The following is a 16,475-nucleotide window of genomic DNA, read 5'->3' on the forward strand; positions in this document are numbered from 1 at the left end:
GGAAAAGTAGGACACCGCCGAACACAAATTGACCTCGACCCCCGATGAAAATCGGGGGTCGAGGCATTTTTGCGTTTTGACGCATTTCTATTTCGGCCTCTATTTCGGCGCCGCGGAATTCCACCGCGCCGGCCGACGTCGTTCCATTAATCGAATAGCGTCGGCTCCTCGGTGCCAGACCGGCTCTTCTCCAGATCGAGCAGCAGCTTCTTGCGATCCAATCCGCCGCCATATCCCGTCAGGCTGCCATTCGCCCCGATCACGCGATGGCAGGGCACGATGATGCCGACCGGATTGTGCCCGTTCGCCAATCCGACGGCCCGTGACGCTCCTGGCGATCCGACCTGCACGGCGATTTCACCGTAGGAACGCGTTTCGCCGTACGGGATGGTCAACAGCGCACCCCAGACGCGGCGCTGGAACTCGGTGCCGATGAGGTCGAGCTCCAAGTCGAATTCCTGGAGGTCACCGGCGAAGTACGCCGTGAGTTGGTCGACGGCCTCCGGAAATGCGGTCTCGTCGGGCTCCCAACCGTCGTGGCTGGGTTCGTAGGTCTGATCGTGCATCCGCAGATGGCGTATCCGGCCGTCGCGGCCGGCGAGGGTGATGGTGCCGACCGGGCTCTGCATGGTCCGGGTCTGCAAGGTGGCGGTCATGCCTGCTCCTGTCGGGGTGATGGCGTCGTCAGCGGCGGCCATTGGTTGACCGCATGATCCAGGGAGGTCCATAGGTGTTGCGTGGCGTAGGCGCGCCAGGGGCGCCAATGCGCACTGTGCTCGATCAATTTGCGTGGATTATCCGGCAGCCCAGCTTGTTTGGCCGCAGCCTGGACCCCGAGATCGCTGGCAGGAAAGGCGTCAGGATCACCGAGCGCCCGCATCGCGATGACCTCAGCTGTCCACGGCCCGACCCCGGGCAGTTCGGCCAACTGGGTACGGGCCTGCAACCAGTCCGATCCGGCGTCGAGCTCAAGGGTGCCGGCGGCGAGGGCGCCGATCAGCGCGACAACGGTCCGTCGGCGGGACTCCGGAAAGGCGAGGTGGCTCGGATCGATCTCGGCCAGCTGCGAGACGGAGGGGAAGACATGGGTCAAGTCTCCCTCCGGGTCGTTGATGGTCGAGCCGTAGGCGACCGCCAGCCGGCGGGTATGCGTCGCCGCCGCCTTCATCGACACCTGCTGGCCGATCACCACCCGCAGTGCCAATTCGTTCTCGTCGACCGTGCGGGGGATGCGCTGCCCAGGTGCCTTGGCGACGATGGGTGCAAGGTTCCGGTCGGTGTTGAGGACGTCGATGACGGCCTCGGGGTCGGCGTCGAGGTCGAGGAGTCGCCGGCATCGGGCGATGGCGGTGGCCAGGTCGCGGAAGTCGTCGAGGATCAGCGTGCACTGGACGTGGTCGACGCTCGGCGACAGTCCGACGATGCCGGTGCCGTTGGGGAGCCGGAGGGTGCGGCGGAAAGCACCGTCGCGGACTTCTTCTACGCCGGGTACCGCGCCGGCCGCAAGATGGCCGAACACCCCTTCGTAGGCGAAGGGCGTCCGAACGGGTAGCCGGACGGAAAGAGTTCCCGTGCCGGGGTTTTCGTTGGGTTCGAACCGGGTTTGAGCTCGTTGACGGAGTTCGGTCGGCGTCAGTGCGCACACTTCGCGGATGGTGTCGTTGAACTGCCGGATGCTGGAGAAGCCGGCAGCGAACGCGACGTCGCCGAAGGGCAGTTTGGTGGTCTCGATGAGGACGCGGGCGGTCTGGCTCCGTTGGGCACGGGCGAGTGCCAAGGGGTTTGCGCCGACCTCGGCCTGCAGCAGCCGCTCGAGCTGTCGGGTGGTGTAGCCGAGCCTGGCGGCCAGCCCTGTGACGCCCTCGCGGTCGACGGTGCCGTCCGCGATCAGGCGCATCGCGCGGGCGACCACATCGGTGCGGATGTTCCACTCCGGCGACCCGGGCGACGCGTCGGGTCGGCAGCGCTTGCAGGCCCGGAAGCCGGCCCGCTGCGCTGCCGCGGCAGTTGGGTAGAAGCGGACATTGCGCGCGAATGGCGGCCGGACCGGGCAACTGGGACGGCAGTAGATGCCCGTGGTGAGGACGGCCGTGACGAACCAACCGTCGAATCGGGCGTCCTTGGATTGGACTGCCCGATAGCAGCGGTCGAAGTCGTCGTACATGCCTTCGACAATGGCATGCGCCCCGGCAGAGTACTAGCGGAAAACCGACATCAACGTGGCTCGCGAGACAATTTTAATCATTTGTCTCGTTTTCTACTGACTTGTGTGTTGGGCTTTGTTATAACTGGAACGCGTTCTAGTCGGGGTCGAGGGGAAGTACATGCCAATGAACAGTCGTGAGCAGTTGCCAACTGGCGCAGCCAGATTCGTCGGCCGGGTTGGTGCGTTGGCAGTCGCCCTGGGAATCGGCGTGGCCGTGGCAAGTAGCCCAGGCGTGGCGTTTGCGGCCCCGAGTGACGCCGGCGGGTCCTCGTCGGACAGCCATGCCAAGGGCGAGAGCCACGCCAAGGGTGACGGCGACAAGGCCGACGCGAGCAAGCCGAAGCCCGACAAAGGGGACAAGCGTTCGGGCGTCCTGAATTCGGCGAAGAAGTCGTCGAAGCGGCCGTCGGGGCAGACGGATGTCGCGAAGCCGTCGGCCGCGAAGGATGCCACCGACACCGACAAGGCATCCGGGCCTGACGCCAAGACCACCGCGAAGAAGGCCGCCAACACGCCGACTGTGACCGCGGCCAAGAAGCCCCCGCCAGTGCAGGCAACCGTGGCGGCGAAGGAGGACGCGCCCACGCGCTCCGTGCCGCGGGTGCATGCCGTCGCGCCGGTCGCTGCAATCGGAGCGCCGGTCGCTGCGGCTACCGCGGCGGTGTCGCACGCGCTCGCGGCCGTGGGGCTGAACGGGACGGCGAATGCGTCCGGGAATCCGGTGGCACCGCTGCAGAACGCCGCGTTGTCCGCCCTGCTGGGCGCCACCCGTCGCGAGACTGCATCCTCCTCGGCGACAACGACATTGGCGGCCGCGCCGACGTCACTACAGAGCACGCCCACTGTGCTCGGCACGGCACAGCAGCTGGCTGCCGAGAGGAAAGCCAACGCCATCGTGAACACGCTGCCGATGCAGTTCATGAAGGCGATCCTGAAGTTTGCGTTCCAGATGAATGCCAAGCAGCAGTACTCCCAGGTCGGTGGGCCCGACCAGGAGAACCTGGACCAGCTGGGCCAGGCGGTCGACGAATACGCCCAACAGGCCGCCATGGAGTACCAGCTGCTCAACCCGATGCGACCGACGGTGCTGGAAATGGTTATGCCGCCGCATAATTGGTTCGGCCAGTCGATCACCGGTACCCGCATCCTGTACGACAACCCGGACACCATCTACCGGATGATGGCGGTCAACTCGACGTCGACGTACGTCATCAGCGGGAAGTTCGGGCCGGGGGAGCGCCCGGCGGAGACCACGTTCAGTGTGTTGACGGGCCTCGGTGGCAAGACCGCCGCGGTGCTCAATGCCAAGGACATGCAGATCAACCCGGACGGCACCTTCACCGTGACGGTGAGTTCCCGTCCGGCCGAAGCAGGACAGACCAACCATCTGCAGATCCCGACCGACACCACGTTGATCGTGGCTCGGAACACGTTGTCGGACTGGAACGCTCAGGAACCCATGAGCTTGTCCATCCAGCGGGTCAGTGGCCCACGGGACAGCTTGTTCGCGCAGATCGGTGGCTTCGACATCCCCGGGCTGGGACCGGCCGTGTCCGGCAACCCGTTCCTGACAAACCTGGTCTCGCTCGTCCCGCCGCTGCCGGTGATGCCGCGGTTCCTGCAGGGCCTGGAAGCGTCGGTGATCCTCGCGCTCGGGCTGCGGATGGAACCGCAGTACATGGATGTGGCGACCAAGGATTCGTCGGGAAAGACGAAGGCGGCCAACGTCTTCACGGATCCCGAGAGCAATGCCACGTTCTTGTCGACCCAGTTGCAGAGCGCGGGGTACTTCCAGCTGGCTGACAACGAGGCGCTGGTGCTGACGATCAAGCCCGGCGATGCCGGCTATTTCGTCGTGCCGGTGACCAACGACTGGACCATCACCAAGAACTACTGGGATCAGCAGACGAGCCTGAACATCGCGCAGTCGCAGGTCAACCCGGACGGCAGCTACACCATCGTGGTGTCGCCGACCGATCCTGGTGTGGCCAACTGGGTGTCCACCGGCGGCCTGAACCAGGGCACGATCTCGATCCGTTTCCAGGACATCGACACGGCCGGCACCGATCTGCCGAAGGTGAGCTCACAGGTGGTGGCGCTCAGCGACCTCGGCACCGTCCTGCCGGCCGGGACGACGTATGTCACTGCGGCACAACGGCAAGCGGCCCTCGACGCACGCAAGGCCGGATTCGACAAGAGGTTCGCGCCCTACCCGCAGGTGTGACTCACCATTCGTGGTTCGGGCATTGGACGTCGACATACACCGTCGCCGCGACCGGCCCGCCCGGTTTGAAGTTGCCGGGGTTGTTCACGCCGGTGACCCAGCAGACGCTGAGTGGCTTGACGTCGAAACCGTTGGTCCAGTTGATCTGCACGAGGTAGCCCTCGGCCTGGAGGTTGTTGATGACGTCGGCTGCCGAACCGTCGGTGTCGAGGGTGGGGTCGGCCGCGGCGAGCGGAGCGAGCGCCAGCGACACGGCGAGTGCGCCGGCGGCAGCAGCCATGACGGTGTGTCGCTTCATGATCACCATGATCCTCCGGATCTGTGTGAAGCAGATGTGAATTTCAGGCCAGGATGGCCAGTTGCGTCGGTTCGGACAGTCCGCGCAGGGTGACGGTGTCGCCCAAAGCCCAGTTCGCTCTTTCCGATTCACTGACGGCGTCGAGCATGGCCGCGGCGGCGGCCAGATGCCCCGGCACGGACTTGGCGAGTTCGCACAGTCGCGCCGCCGCATTGACGGGCTCGCCGATCACGGTGTACTCGAACCGTTCCTTGGCCCCGACGTTGCCGGCCACCACGGTGCCGGCGGCGACGCCGAGTCCGGCCTTCAGCTCGGGCACCTCGTCACGCAGCCGCGAGGCGATGGCCCGGGCGGCTGCCAGGGCGTCACCCTCGGTGCACTGCAACGACACCGGCGCCCCGAAGACCGCCAGCACCGCGTCGCCTTCGAATTTGTTGACGAACCCGTGGTGCCGGTCCACCTCGTCGACGATGACGGCGAAGAAGCGGTTCAGCAGGGCGACGACCTCGACGGCCGGGCGGCTGGTCACCAGTTGGGTCGAGCCGATGACGTCGACGAAGATCACGGCCGCGTGCCGTTCTTCGCCGCCGAGTTGTGGCTTCTCCTGCTCGGCAAGCGCCGCGACTTCGCGCCCCACATGCCGGCCGAACAGGTCGCGCACTCGTTCGCGTTCGCGCAGCCCGTGCACCATCGAGTTGAATCCGCGTTGCAGCTGGCCCAGTTCGGTGCCGTCGAAGACGACCAGATCCGTGGTCAGGTCGCCTTGCTCAACCCGGCTGAGCGCTTGTCGCACAATGCGAATCGGGCTGGCAGTCAGCCACGACACGATCCACATCAACAACGCGCCGAACACCAACGCGAACACCGCCAGGACCAGTACTGCGAACGCGAACTGGGTTGGGGTGAGGGTGGATTGGGTAAGCGCGAACACCGCGGCCAACAGCACGCCGAGCATCGGCACGCCGGAGCCGAACGCCCACACCACCATGGTTCGGCCCATGATTCCGGGTGCCAGCCGTGAGGGCGGTCGTCCGGCCTGGAGCGCGTCGGCGGCGACCGGGCGGAGCGCGAACTCGGTGTACAGGTTGCAACTGGTGGAGACGACGATGCCGGGGAAGGTGACGCCCAGCAGCAGTTTGGGAATGAACTGAGTGTCGTGCAGGGCGTAGAGCGTGGTCAGCAATGCGGCGCCGGCGCCCCACAGGCAGAGCAGCACGAGCGTGAGCTGGCCCGGCGCCCGGAAGGTGTTGCGCTGGTCCTCGATTGTCGGGGTGCGTCCTTCGATGGCCCAGCGCACGCTTTGAATCACCCTGTTGGTCGCCCACACCACGCCGATCAGGAAGGCCACCAAGATGTATGCGGGCGCCACGATCGTGGTGATCCACCAAACGTCGGCCCTGAAGACGTTTGGAGTCGGGAACAGTACGGTCTCGATGAGAATGGAGACGCCGACACCGATCATGTTGGCGACGATCACGAATGTGGTCAGGATCAGTTGGATGCGGATCCGGCGTCGGCGCTGGGACTCGGAGACGCGCCCCAGAATCCACGATCCATATTCGGGCGTGGTGGTACGCGGGTTTATGGCTTCCCGTATCCGTACCAGGCGCGTCGTCCCGGCTTGGTCCGCAGTCATTGGTCGTCAGCCTAGTTCGTGGGGCGAGTCCGAACGAGGATTCGCTGCCCCTAAGGTGGGTCGGGTGCGTCTCGTGATCGCCCAGTGCACTGTTGACTACGTCGGACGTCTGACCGCACATCTGCCGTCGGCCCGTCGCCTGCTGTTGTTCAAGGCGGACGGGTCGGTGAGCGTGCACGCCGACGACCGCGCCTACAAGCCGCTGAACTGGATGACGCCGCCGTGCTGGATCACCGAGGAGGCTGAAGAGGGTCTCGTCTGGGTCGTCGAGAACAAGGCCGGCGAGCAGCTGCGGATCACCGTCGAGGACATCGAGCACGACTCCAGCCACGAACTCGGGGTCGATCCGGGCCTGGTGAAGGACGGTGTGGAGGCCCACCTGCAGGAGCTCCTCGCCGAGCACGTGGAGCTGCTCGGGGTCGGCTACACGTTGGTGCGCCGGGAGTACCCGACGCCGATCGGTCCGGTGGACCTGTTGTGCCGGGATGAGACCGGTGCGTCGGTCGCAGTGGAGATCAAGCGGCGCGGCGAGATCGATGGCGTCGAGCAGCTGACGCGGTACCTGGACCTGCTGAACCGCGACAGCGTGCTGGCGCCGGTGGCCGGGGTGTTCGCTGCCCAGCAGATCAAGCCGCAGGCGCGCACGCTCGCTACCGACCGTGGAATCCGTTGCGTGACTTTGGACTACGACAAGATGCGCGGCATGGACAACGACGAGTTCCGGTTGTTCTGATGCCTCGGCGACGTCCGGAGCGGCCTCGGCGCGACCCGCCGCCGCTGCTCGGGCTGTCGTCGCGCCGGGTGGAGACCGGACCTGACGGATACGACTATGAGGTGCGGCCGGTGGCCGGTTCGCGCGCCGTCAAGACCTACCGGTGCCCGGGGTGCGATCACGAGATTCGTCCGGGCACAGCGCATGTGGTGGTGCTACGGGTCGACGATGCCGAAGACCGCCGGCATTGGCACACGCCGTGCTGGACGAATCGGGGGAACAGAGGACCGACCCGAAGGTGGTCCTAGTTCAGGCTCAGTGCGCGGAGTCTTTGGCGGGCTCGACCAGCTCGATCAGCACGCCGCCGGCATCCTTCGGGTGGATGAAGTTGATGCGCGAGTTGGCGGTGCCACGGCGCGGGGCTTCGTACAGCAGGCGGACGCCGTCGGCGCGCAGGCGCTCGGACAGGGCCTCGATGTCGCTGGTCCGGTAGGCCAGCTGCTGCAGGCCGGGGCCGCGGGTGCTGATGAACTTGGCGATGGTCGACTTCTCGTCGAGCGGCGCCAGCAGCTGAATCTGAGCGCTGCCGACCGCTGCGCCACGGACCGACAGCATGGCCTCGCGGACGCCCTGGTCCTCGTTGACCTCTTCGTGCAGGACGATCATGCCGAGATGATCGTGGTACCAGCGAATGGCGACGTCCAGATCCGGCACGGCGATGCCGACATGATCGATGGCGGTCACCAGGGCGCTGGCCAGCGCGGGACGGGCATCGACGTGTTCGGTGGTCATAACGTAAAGGTAACCTGAGACGACCGAATTTGCGCCTGTGTGATCGGCCACATTAGCCGTTACAGATTTGTTGGAGGATGGAAATGACGACCTCGGTAATTGTTGCCGGAGCCCGCACTCCGGTGGGCAAGCTGATGGGTTCGCTGAAGGATTTCTCGGGTAGCGACCTGGGTGCCGTCGCGATCAAGGGCGCGCTGGCAAAGGCCGGCGTCGACGCCTCGCTGGTCGATTACGTGATCATGGGCCAGGTCCTGACCGCCGGTGCCGGCCAGATGCCGGCGCGTCAGTCGGCCGTTGGCGGCGGTATTGGCTGGGACGTGCCCGCGCTGACCATCAACAAGATGTGCCTGTCCGGTATCGACGCCATCGCGCTCGCTGACCAGCTGATTCGCGCCGGTGAGTTCGAGGTCGTGGTGGCCGGTGGCCAGGAGTCCATGAGCCAGGCCCCGCACCTGCTGCCCAAGAGCCGTGAGGGCTACAAGTACGGCAACGTGACCGCACTCGACCACCTCGCCTACGACGGTCTGCACGACGTTTTCACCGACCAGCCGATGGGTGCCCTGACCGAGCAGCGCAACGATCAGGACAACTTCACCCGCGCCGAGCAGGACGAGTTCGCCGCGCAGTCGCACCAGAAGGCCGCGGCTGCCTGGAAGGACGGCGTGTACGCCGACGAGGTCGTGCCGGTGTCGATCCCGCAGCGCAAGGGCGACCCGATCGAGTTCGCCGAGGACGAGGGCATCCGCGGCACCACAACCGCCGAGTCGCTGGGCGGCCTGAAGCCGGCCTTCCGCAAGGACGGCACCATCACCGCCGGTTCGTCGTCGCAGATCTCCGACGGCGCGTGTGCCGTCGTGGTGATGAGCAAGGCCAAGGCCGAGTCGCTGGGTCTGACCTGGCTGTGCGAGATCGGCGCGCACGGCGTCGTCGCCGGCCCGGATTCGACGCTGCAGAGCCAGCCCGCCAACGCCATCAAGAAGGCCGTCGAGCGCGAGGGCATCACCGTCGATCAGCTGGACGTCATCGAGATCAACGAGGCCTTCGCGGCGGTGTCGCTGGCCTCGACCAAGGAACTCGGCGTCGACGGAGCCAAGGTGAACGTCAACGGTGGCGCCATCGCCATCGGCCACCCGATCGGCATGTCCGGTGCCCGGATCACCCTGCATGCGGCGCTGGAACTGGCCCGCAAGGGTTCGGGTTACGCCGTCGCGGCACTGTGCGGCGCCGGTGGTCAGGGCGACGCCCTGATCCTGCGTCGTCCGTAGTTTTCGCGGCACCGAGATGACGCTTGCTGACGGATTTCTGCCGATTTTCGTCATCAACCGTCATCTCGGCGGCGAAGAGGTGTGAACTACGCCTCGTAGTAGTCAGCCCGTCACTCGGGCACAATGGCGCCATGAACGCTGTTGTGCCCCGGGTGGCGGGCTGGTTTCGTTTGATCGCTCTGGCGGAGGCCGTCAGCTGGGTCGGGCTGCTGACCGGCATGTACTTCAAGTACCTCGGTACGCCCCGCACCGAGATCGGCGTGCAGATCTTCGGCATGGTCCACGGAATCGTGTTTCTGGCGTTCCTGGCCACCGGACTGATCGTCGGCTGGGCCGCGCGCTGGTCGCTGCTGACCTGGGTGTCGGCGGCGGTAGCCAGCATCGTGCCGCTGGCCAGCGTGATCTTCCTGCGCTGGGCCGAGCGCAACGGGGCCCTGGCCGTCGGGGCCGCTGCCACCGAGGCCGAGCCGGAGGCATCGGCCGTCGCGTGACAGACTGGACAGCGTGACTCGTCCGCGTCCTTTTGGTCCCGCGCTGTCCGGTGCGGTCGACCTGTCCGCGCTCAAGAACCGTCCCGCCGAAGGCGCTGCCGCAGCTGGTAGCGAACCCGGTGGTGCTCCCGGCGGCATCGAAATCACCGAGGCCAATCTCGAAGCCGAGGTGCTGATCCGCTCCGGTGAGGTGCCCGTCGTCGTGCTGCTGTGGTCGCCGCGCAGCGACTCGAGCGTTCAGCTGGGGCAGACGCTGTCCGCGCTGGCTGCCGAGGACGGTGGCACATGGTCGTTCGGCACGGTGAACGTCGACACCGCACCGCGCATTGCGCAGATGTTCGGTATTCAGGGCGTCCCGACCGTCGTCGCCCTGGCCGGTGGGCAGCCGATCACCAGCTTCGAGGGCGGCCAGCCCGCTGACCAGCTGCGGCGCTGGGTGGACTCGCTGTTGCAGGCGACCGCCGGCAAGCTGGGCGATGGTGCCGAGGGCGAAGAGGAGCAGGTCGACCCCGCGCTCGCGCAGGCCCGAGAGCTCCTCGACAGCGGTGACTTCGACGGCGCCTTGGCGGCCTACCAGACGATCCTCGACGCCGACTCGGCGCACGTCGAAGCCAAGGGTGCCGTCCGGCAGATCGCGTTTCTGCAGCGCGCGTCGGCGCAGCGTCCGGAAGCCGTGCGTCTCGCCGACGCCTCGCCCGACGACATCGACCTGGCCTTCGCCGCCGCCGACGTACAGCTGTTCCAGCGCGACGTCGACGGTGCCTTCAACCGGCTGATCGCGCTCGTCAAGAAAACCGCGGGCGACGACCGGACCCGCGTGCGCACCCGACTCATCGAGTTGTTCGAGCTGTTCGACCCCGCCGACCCCGAGGTCATCGCCGGCCGGCGCAACCTCGCCAACGCGCTCTACTGATCTCCCGCGAGCAGACATAAAACTGTCGATTTTGGCTTGAAATCGACAGTTTTATGTCTGCTCGCGGGAAGCGGTGACCGAAGCCCAGAAGTTCGTGACTGCTTCGGTGATGGCGGCGGTATCGACAAGTAGTGGGCCGACGTGTCCGGCTCCGGTGAGGGGCACGACGTGGGCGTCGGGCATGGTGTCGGCGGCGGCCTGGGCGGCCGCGGGGGACCAATCCTGATCGCCGAGATCGCCGGTCATCAGCAGCGTCGGGACGGTGACGGCCGTGAGACGGTCGGTCAGCGCGTGCCAGCGGTGCATGAATCGGATTGTGCGTCTTACTGATTCGCGGTCCATTGCCCGGAATGCGGCTTTGAGTTCGGCGGCTTGGTCGGGGTATGTGGCCTCGGCGCCACCGAGGAGGACGTCGAACAGCACGTTGGTCAGCAGGGGATTGGGGCCGAACAGCCGGTAGGCCGCGGCCAGCGGGTACGTCTGGGTCCAGCGCTGGCGTCGGCTGACGGGCGTGACCGGTGCCGCGATGGTGGTCAGGCTGCGCAGCCGGTGCGGCTGTGTTGCCGCCAGCGTGATGCCGACGTGGCCGCCCCAGGCGTTGCCGATCCAGTCGGCCGCATCGAGGTCGAGCGCATCGAGCACTTCGCCTGCGGCACAGGCGCATTCAGCGAGAGTGAAGTCTCGGTGTATCGGGCTGCTGGCGCCGTATCCCGGTCCGTCGATCGTCACCACCTGGCGCTGGACGGCCAGCCCGTCGACGAGCGAACCCCAACTGCGCGAGTCGACCCAGAGGCTGTGCCACAAGACGGCGGCAGGTCCGGTTCCGGTGCGACGCACGTGCAGATCGCCGAGGCAGGTGGGGACGTGCGTGTCGAGTGTCGTCATGGCGACCTCCATACAGTCTGTATGCTGATACCATACAACTTGTATGGTCGCGGTCAAGGGGGATTCGCGGGAGCGGCTCATCGCAGTCGCCACCGAGTTGTTCGGTGAGCAGGGCTATCACCAGACCGGTACCGAGGAGATCGTCCGCCGCAGCGGCGTGACCCGCGGCTCGCTCTATCACCATTTCGCGGACAAGGAAGCGCTGTTCGAGGAGGTCTTCGACCGCGCCGACCAGGTCGTGAGTGCCCGGGTTCGGGCGGCCGCCGCAGCGGCGGCCGAACAGGGGAAGGGCGCTTGGTCGGTGTTCCTTGCCGGCTGGGATGCAGCGCTGGACACGGCGGTTGACGCGCCGCTGCAGCGCATCCGCGTGGTCGATGCGCCCGCCGTACTCGGCTGGCAGAAATGGCAGGAGCGCAACGCGCGGTACACCCTGGCCAATATCGAAGCCGGCCTCGTCACCCTGCTGGAGCAGGGTGTGCTTGCGCCGCAGCCGATTTCACCGTTGGCAGTGCTGCTGATGGGACTCAGCAATCAAGCCGTCGCGGCAATCGCGGGGGCGCCGGATCCCGTCCGGACACGCCGCGACATCGGTGCCGCGCTGCGTCGTCTCCTCGACGGCCTGCGCACCTGACTTCGCGAGCAGTCCCCCAGAGGGAGGTGCCCCCAACAAAACTGTCGATTTCGTCTTGAAATCGACAGTTTTACGTCTGCTCGCGGAAGAACGCTAGGCGGGCTTGAGCCAGAGGGCCGACATCGGCGGGAGCACCAGGACGGCGGAGGCGGGACGGCCGTGCCAGGGCTCGTCGGTGGCCTCGACCGCGCCCATGTTGCCCGCGCCTGCACCGTTGTAGACCGTGGCGTCGGTGTTCAGCAGCTCGTGCCAGGTCCCGGCGTGCGGCAGGCCCAGTCGGTACTGCGCATGCTCGCTGCCGGAGAAGTTGAAGATGCAGGCGATGGACGACCCGTCGTCGCCGAACCGCAGGAAGCTCAGCACGTTGTTGTTGGAGTCGTTGGCGTCGATCCACGAGTAGCCCTCGGGGCTGCTGTCGCGGGACCATAGCGCGCGGTTCTCGCGGTAGATGCCGTTGATGTCGCGGACCAGCTGCTGCACACCGGTGGAGAAGCTGTGCTCGCCGAGCTGGAACCAGTCGAGCCCGCGTTCCTCGGACCACTCGGCGCGCTGACCGAATTCCTGTCCCATGAACAGCAATTGCTTGCCCGGGTGTGCCCACTGATAGGCGAGCAGCTGACGCAGGCCCGCCGCTTTGGCGTGGTCGTCGCCGGGCATCCGGGTCCACAGCGTGCCCTTGCCGTGCACGACTTCGTCGTGGCTGATCGGCAGCACGTAATGCTCGCTGTAGGCGTACAGCATCGAGAACGTCATCTCGTGGTGGTGATAGCTGCGATGCACCGGATCGTGGCTGATGTAGTCCAGGGTGTCGTTCATCCACCCCATGTTCCACTTCATCGAGAAGCCAAGGCCGCCAAGGTTTGTCGGCCGGGTGACGCCGGGCCATGAGGTGGATTCCTCGGCGACGGTGACGATGCCGGGCACCAGCTTGTGGACGGTGGCGTTCATCTCCTGCAGAAACTGCACCGCCTCGAGGTTCTCGCGGCCGCCGTAGATGTTGGGGGTCCAACCGCCTTCGGGGCGGGAGTAGTCGAGGTACAGCATGGAGGCGACGGCATCGACGCGCAGGCCGTCGATGTGGAACTCTTCGAGCCAGTACAACGCGTTGGCCACCAGGAAGTTGCGGACCTCGTTCCGGCCGAAGTCGAAAACGTAGGTGCCCCAGTCGAGTTGCTCGCCGCGGCGGGGGTCGGCGTGTTCGTACAGTGGAGTGCCGTCGAAGCGGCCCAGCGCCCACGCATCCTTGGGGAAGTGCGCGGGCACCCAGTCCACGATCACGCCGATGCCGGCCTGGTGCAGCGTGTCGACCAGGTGCCGGAAGTCGTCGGGTGTGCCGAGCCGTGACGTCGGCGCGTAGTACGACGTCACCTGGTAACCCCAGGAGCCGCCGTACGGGTGCTCGGCCACCGGCAACAGCTCGACGTGCGTGAAGCCCTGCGCCACCACATATTCGGTGAGCTCGACGGCCAGCTCCCGGTAACTCAACCCTGGTCGCCAGGACATCAGATGCACCTCGTAGGTGCTCATGGGCTCGACGATCGGGTTGAACGTCGCGCGGGCGGACATCCAGGCGTCGTCGTCCCAGGCATAGGAACTGACAAAGGTTTTCGACGCGGTCAGCGGCGGTACCTCAGTGCTGAAGGCCATCGGGTCGGCGCGATCGGTGACGGCGCCGTTGGTGCCGTTGCCGCCGTGGATCCGGAACTTGTAGAGACTGTCGGCCTCGAATCCGGGCCAGAACAGCTCCCATACCCCGGACGAGCCCAGTGCCCGCATCGGGGCCTCGCTGCCGTCCCAGTGGTTGAAGTCGCCGATCAGGTTGACGCCCTTGGCGTTCGGCGCCCACACCGCGAACGAGAATCCCTCGACCACGCCGTCGGGTGTGGTGAACGAACGCGGTTGTGCGCCAAGGATTTCCCACAGCCGTTCGTGGCGGCCCTCGGCAAGCAGGTGCAGGTCCATGTCGCCGAGCGTCGGCAGGAAGCGGTAGGGGTCGGCGGTGGAATGCACGACGTCGCCAGGGTATTCGACTTCGAAGCGGTAGTCGGCCAGCTTGGTGAACGGCACCTCGACCGCGAACAGGCCGCCCTCGATGGCCTTCATCGCATAGCGCTTCTTGCCGATCAGCGCCGTGATCCCGGTGGCGTGCGGTCGCAGCGCCCGGATGACGGTGTTCTTGCCGTACTCATGTGCACCCAGAATCGAATGCGGGTCGTGGTGCTCGCCGGCCAGCAGCCGGGCCAGCTCGGCGACGGGTGGCCGGAGATGGCTCGTCACGGTTGCCTCCGCAGGAGGTTCAGCCGTTTGTCGTACGGGATTTGCGGCATGTTCAGTACGTGGGCTACCGCTTTGCCCGGGTCCAGTCGCACGTAATTCGATGCGCCCCATTGGTATTCCTCACCGGTGATCTCGTCGCGTACCCAGAACCGGTCGTGCTCGTCCATGCCGAGGGCGCCCATGTCCAGCCACAGCGTGGCCTGCTCGGGGCCGAATGCGTTGAGCGTCAACACCACAAGGACGGTGTCGCCGGTGACGGGGTCGAACTTGCTGTACGCCAACATCGAGTCGTTGTCGACGTGATGGAACTTGATGGTCCGCAATTGGCTGAGCGCGGGGTGCACCCGCCGGATCTCGTTGAGCCGGGTCAGCAGCGGCTCGAGAGACCGGCCGCCGGCCAGAGCGGCCTCGAATTCGCGTGGCCGCAACTGGTATTTCTCGGAGTCCAGGTACTCCTCGCTGCCCTCGCGAAGTGCCAGGTGCTCGAACAGTTCGTAGCCGGAGTAGACGCCCCAGGACGAGCTCAGGGTGGCGGCCAGCACCGCCCGGATCGCGAACATGCCTGGGCCGCAATGCTGCAGGCCGGCATGCAGGATGTCGGGGGTGTTGACGAACAGGTTGGGCCGGTAGAAGTCGGCATACTCGGCGATCTGCTGGCCGAATTCGGTGATCTCCCACTTGAAGTTGCGCCAGGTGAAGTACGTATACGACTGCGTGAAGCCGAGTTTCGCGAGCCCGTAGAGGCGGGCCGGGCGGGTGAACGCCTCGGATAGGAACAGCACGTCGGGGTCGATGTTCTTGGCCTGGGCGATGAGCCAGGCCCAGAAGTTCGCCGGCTTGGTGTGCGGATTGTCGACGCGGAAGATCTTGACGCCGTGCGACATCCAAAACTTGACCACGCGCAGCACTTCGTCGTACAGGCCGGCCGGATCGTTGTCGAAGTTCAGCGGGTAGATGTCCTGGTACTTCTTCGGCGGATTCTCCGCGTACGCGATGGTGCCGTCGGGCAGCACGGTGAACCACTCGGGGTGGTCCTTGGCCCACGGGTGATCCGGCGCGCATTGCAGCGCCAGGTCGAGCGCCACCTCCAAGCCGTTGTCGCGGGCAGCGGCGACCATGTCGTCGAACTCGGCGATGGTGCCCAGAGCCGGGTGCACCGCGTCGTGGCCGCCTTCGTCGCTGCCGATGGCCCAGGGAGAGCCGACGTCGCCGGGCGCCGCGGTCACGTTGTTGTTCGGGCCCTTGCGGTGCACTTTGCCGATCGGGTGCACCGGCGGCAGGTACAACACGTCGAATCCCATTGCGGCAACCCGCGGAATGGCCTTGGCGGTCGTGGCGAACGTGCCGTGCACCGGCTGACCATCGGCATCCCAGCCGCCGGTGGAGCGGGGGAAGAGCTCGTACCAGGCGCTGAACCGGGCCCGCGGGCGGTCGACCCAGATGCCGTATTGCTCTCCGCGAGTGACCAATTCACGCAATGGGTACTTACGCAGCAGGTCGGTGACGTCGGGTGCGAGGGCTGCTCCGGCGCGGATGAACGGGTCGCCCTCCTCCCGGAGCCGGCGCGCGGCGGCGAGCAGCGGGGCGCGGTCGTCCTGCGGGACGGCCGTGGCGGCGCGCTCCAGCAGCCCCGCACCGATCAGCAGGTCATTGGACAGCTCCGCCTCGCTCTGGCCGGCGTCGAGCTTGGCGGTGATGGCGTGGCGCCACGTCGCGATGGGGTCGCCCCAGCCGTCGACGCGGAACGTCCACAGCCCGACCGCATCGGGCGTGAACTGACCGTGGAACACGTCGGGCGTATAGCCCGGCGCCATCGGCATGCGGGTCGGCTTGACCTTGGCCCGCGACGGGGCCGGCGCCGGCGTCGCGCCCGGCGGGGTGTCAGCGAGCTGTGGGTAGACCGGGCCGTGGTATCGCACCACCAGCGTTGCGGCGACGGCATCGTGGCCTTCGCGCCACACGGTGGCGCTGACCGGAACCACTTCGCCGACCACGGCCTTGGCGGGATATCGACCTGCGGACACCACTGGTGCGACGTCGTCGATCTCGATCCGACCGGCCACCAAATCACTCCTTACCCGGGACTGCGGGACTACGCATACCCACCGTAGTAGCCCATGACACCCGATGGGCAGTGACCAGTTG

The 16,475-nt window shown here is 66.5% G+C and carries 15 protein-coding genes; 7 read left to right on the forward strand and 8 right to left on the reverse strand.

From position 1 onward, the window contains the following. Positions 1-146: 146 nt before the first annotated feature. Both A7G45_RS21120 and A7G45_RS21125 read right to left on the reverse strand, forming a co-directional pair. Positions 147-656, reverse strand: coding sequence for a methylated-DNA--[protein]-cysteine S-methyltransferase (locus A7G45_RS21120; protein WP_260940116.1), 510 nt, complete (start codon positions 654-656; stop codon positions 147-149). Next, the gene (locus A7G45_RS21125) at positions 653-2,164 is read right to left on the reverse strand and encodes a DNA-3-methyladenine glycosylase 2 family protein (RefSeq protein ID WP_260940117.1); all 1,512 of its coding nucleotides are present in this window, start codon (positions 2,162-2,164) and stop codon (positions 653-655) included. Before A7G45_RS21125 ends, A7G45_RS21120 begins: the two co-directional genes overlap by 4 nt. A 166-nt stretch (positions 2,165-2,330) precedes the next feature. Between A7G45_RS21125 and A7G45_RS21130 the strand changes: the two genes are divergently transcribed. Continuing rightward, positions 2,331-4,430, forward strand: coding sequence for a DUF1214 domain-containing protein (locus tag A7G45_RS21130; protein ID WP_276555503.1), 2,100 nt, complete (start codon positions 2,331-2,333; stop codon positions 4,428-4,430). A 1-nt stretch (position 4,431) separates the two neighbouring features. Here the strand turns inward: A7G45_RS21130 and A7G45_RS21135 are convergent, their stop codons facing one another. Next, a complete protein-coding gene (locus A7G45_RS21135) occupies positions 4,432-4,728 on the reverse strand; it encodes a hypothetical protein (protein WP_260940119.1) in 297 nt (98 codons plus the stop codon). A gap of 43 nt (positions 4,729-4,771) precedes the next feature. After that, positions 4,772-6,364 (reverse strand): adenylate/guanylate cyclase domain-containing protein, encoded by a 1,593-nt coding sequence (locus tag A7G45_RS21140; RefSeq protein ID WP_260940120.1) that lies wholly within the window; start codon positions 6,362-6,364, stop codon positions 4,772-4,774. A gap of 64 nt (positions 6,365-6,428) precedes the next feature. Between A7G45_RS21140 and nucS the strand changes: the two genes are divergently transcribed. Together nucS and A7G45_RS21150 are read left to right on the forward strand one after the other, a co-directional pair. After that, on the forward strand, positions 6,429-7,097 hold the full coding sequence (gene nucS / locus A7G45_RS21145) for an endonuclease NucS (protein ID WP_043394692.1): 669 nt from the start codon (positions 6,429-6,431) through the stop codon (positions 7,095-7,097). Beyond that, positions 7,094-7,384 (forward strand): Rv1322 family protein, encoded by a 291-nt coding sequence (locus A7G45_RS21150; RefSeq protein WP_377041973.1) that lies wholly within the window; start codon positions 7,094-7,096, stop codon positions 7,382-7,384. Before nucS ends, A7G45_RS21150 begins: the two co-directional genes overlap by 4 nt. A gap of 7 nt (positions 7,385-7,391) precedes the next feature. Here A7G45_RS21150 and mce read toward each other — a convergent pair whose 3' ends face one another. Further along, positions 7,392-7,868 carry a methylmalonyl-CoA epimerase gene (gene mce, locus A7G45_RS21155; RefSeq protein ID WP_260940122.1) on the reverse strand — a complete coding sequence of 159 codons (477 nt, stop codon included), beginning with the start codon at positions 7,866-7,868 and terminating at the stop codon, positions 7,392-7,394. Positions 7,869-7,951: 83 nt separating this feature from the next. Here mce and A7G45_RS21160 point away from each other — a divergent pair, with 83 nt between their 5' ends. The 3 genes from A7G45_RS21160 to A7G45_RS21170 all read left to right on the forward strand — a co-directional run bounded on the left by A7G45_RS21160 (position 7,952) and on the right by A7G45_RS21170 (position 10,537). Then, entirely contained in the window at positions 7,952-9,133 is a 1,182-nt protein-coding gene (locus A7G45_RS21160) for an acetyl-CoA C-acetyltransferase (protein ID WP_260940123.1), read from the forward strand. A gap of 131 nt (positions 9,134-9,264) precedes the next feature. After that, complete coding sequence (locus A7G45_RS21165) at positions 9,265-9,624, forward strand: DUF3817 domain-containing protein (RefSeq protein WP_260940124.1); 360 nt, start codon at positions 9,265-9,267, stop codon at positions 9,622-9,624. A 13-nt stretch (positions 9,625-9,637) separates the two neighbouring features. Continuing rightward, a complete protein-coding gene (locus tag A7G45_RS21170; RefSeq protein WP_260940125.1) occupies positions 9,638-10,537 on the forward strand; it encodes a tetratricopeptide repeat protein in 900 nt (299 codons plus the stop codon). Positions 10,538-10,588: 51 nt separating this feature from the next. On the opposite strand, the gene A7G45_RS21175 is transcribed toward A7G45_RS21170, so the two are convergent. Beyond that, positions 10,589-11,422, reverse strand: coding sequence for an alpha/beta fold hydrolase (locus A7G45_RS21175; protein WP_260940126.1), 834 nt, complete (start codon positions 11,420-11,422; stop codon positions 10,589-10,591). A 43-nt stretch (positions 11,423-11,465) separates the two neighbouring features. On the opposite strand from A7G45_RS21175, the gene A7G45_RS21180 reads away from it, so the two are divergent. Continuing rightward, complete coding sequence (locus A7G45_RS21180) at positions 11,466-12,053, forward strand: TetR/AcrR family transcriptional regulator (RefSeq protein ID WP_260940127.1); 588 nt, start codon at positions 11,466-11,468, stop codon at positions 12,051-12,053. Positions 12,054-12,146: 93 nt separating this feature from the next. Here A7G45_RS21180 and glgB read toward each other — a convergent pair whose 3' ends face one another. Next, a complete protein-coding gene (glgB, locus tag A7G45_RS21185; protein WP_260940128.1) occupies positions 12,147-14,330 on the reverse strand; it encodes a 1,4-alpha-glucan branching protein GlgB in 2,184 nt (727 codons plus the stop codon). Further along, positions 14,327-16,393, reverse strand: a complete 2,067-nt coding sequence (locus A7G45_RS21190; protein ID WP_260940129.1) for an alpha-1,4-glucan--maltose-1-phosphate maltosyltransferase — start codon at positions 16,391-16,393, stop codon at positions 14,327-14,329. The genes glgB and A7G45_RS21190 overlap by 4 nt, the downstream gene beginning before the upstream one ends. Between the last annotated feature and the right edge of the window lie 82 nt (positions 16,394-16,475).

It is taken from the genome of Mycolicibacterium llatzerense (assembly GCF_025331195.1).
GTDB lineage: Bacteria > Actinomycetota > Actinomycetes > Mycobacteriales > Mycobacteriaceae > Mycobacterium > Mycobacterium llatzerense.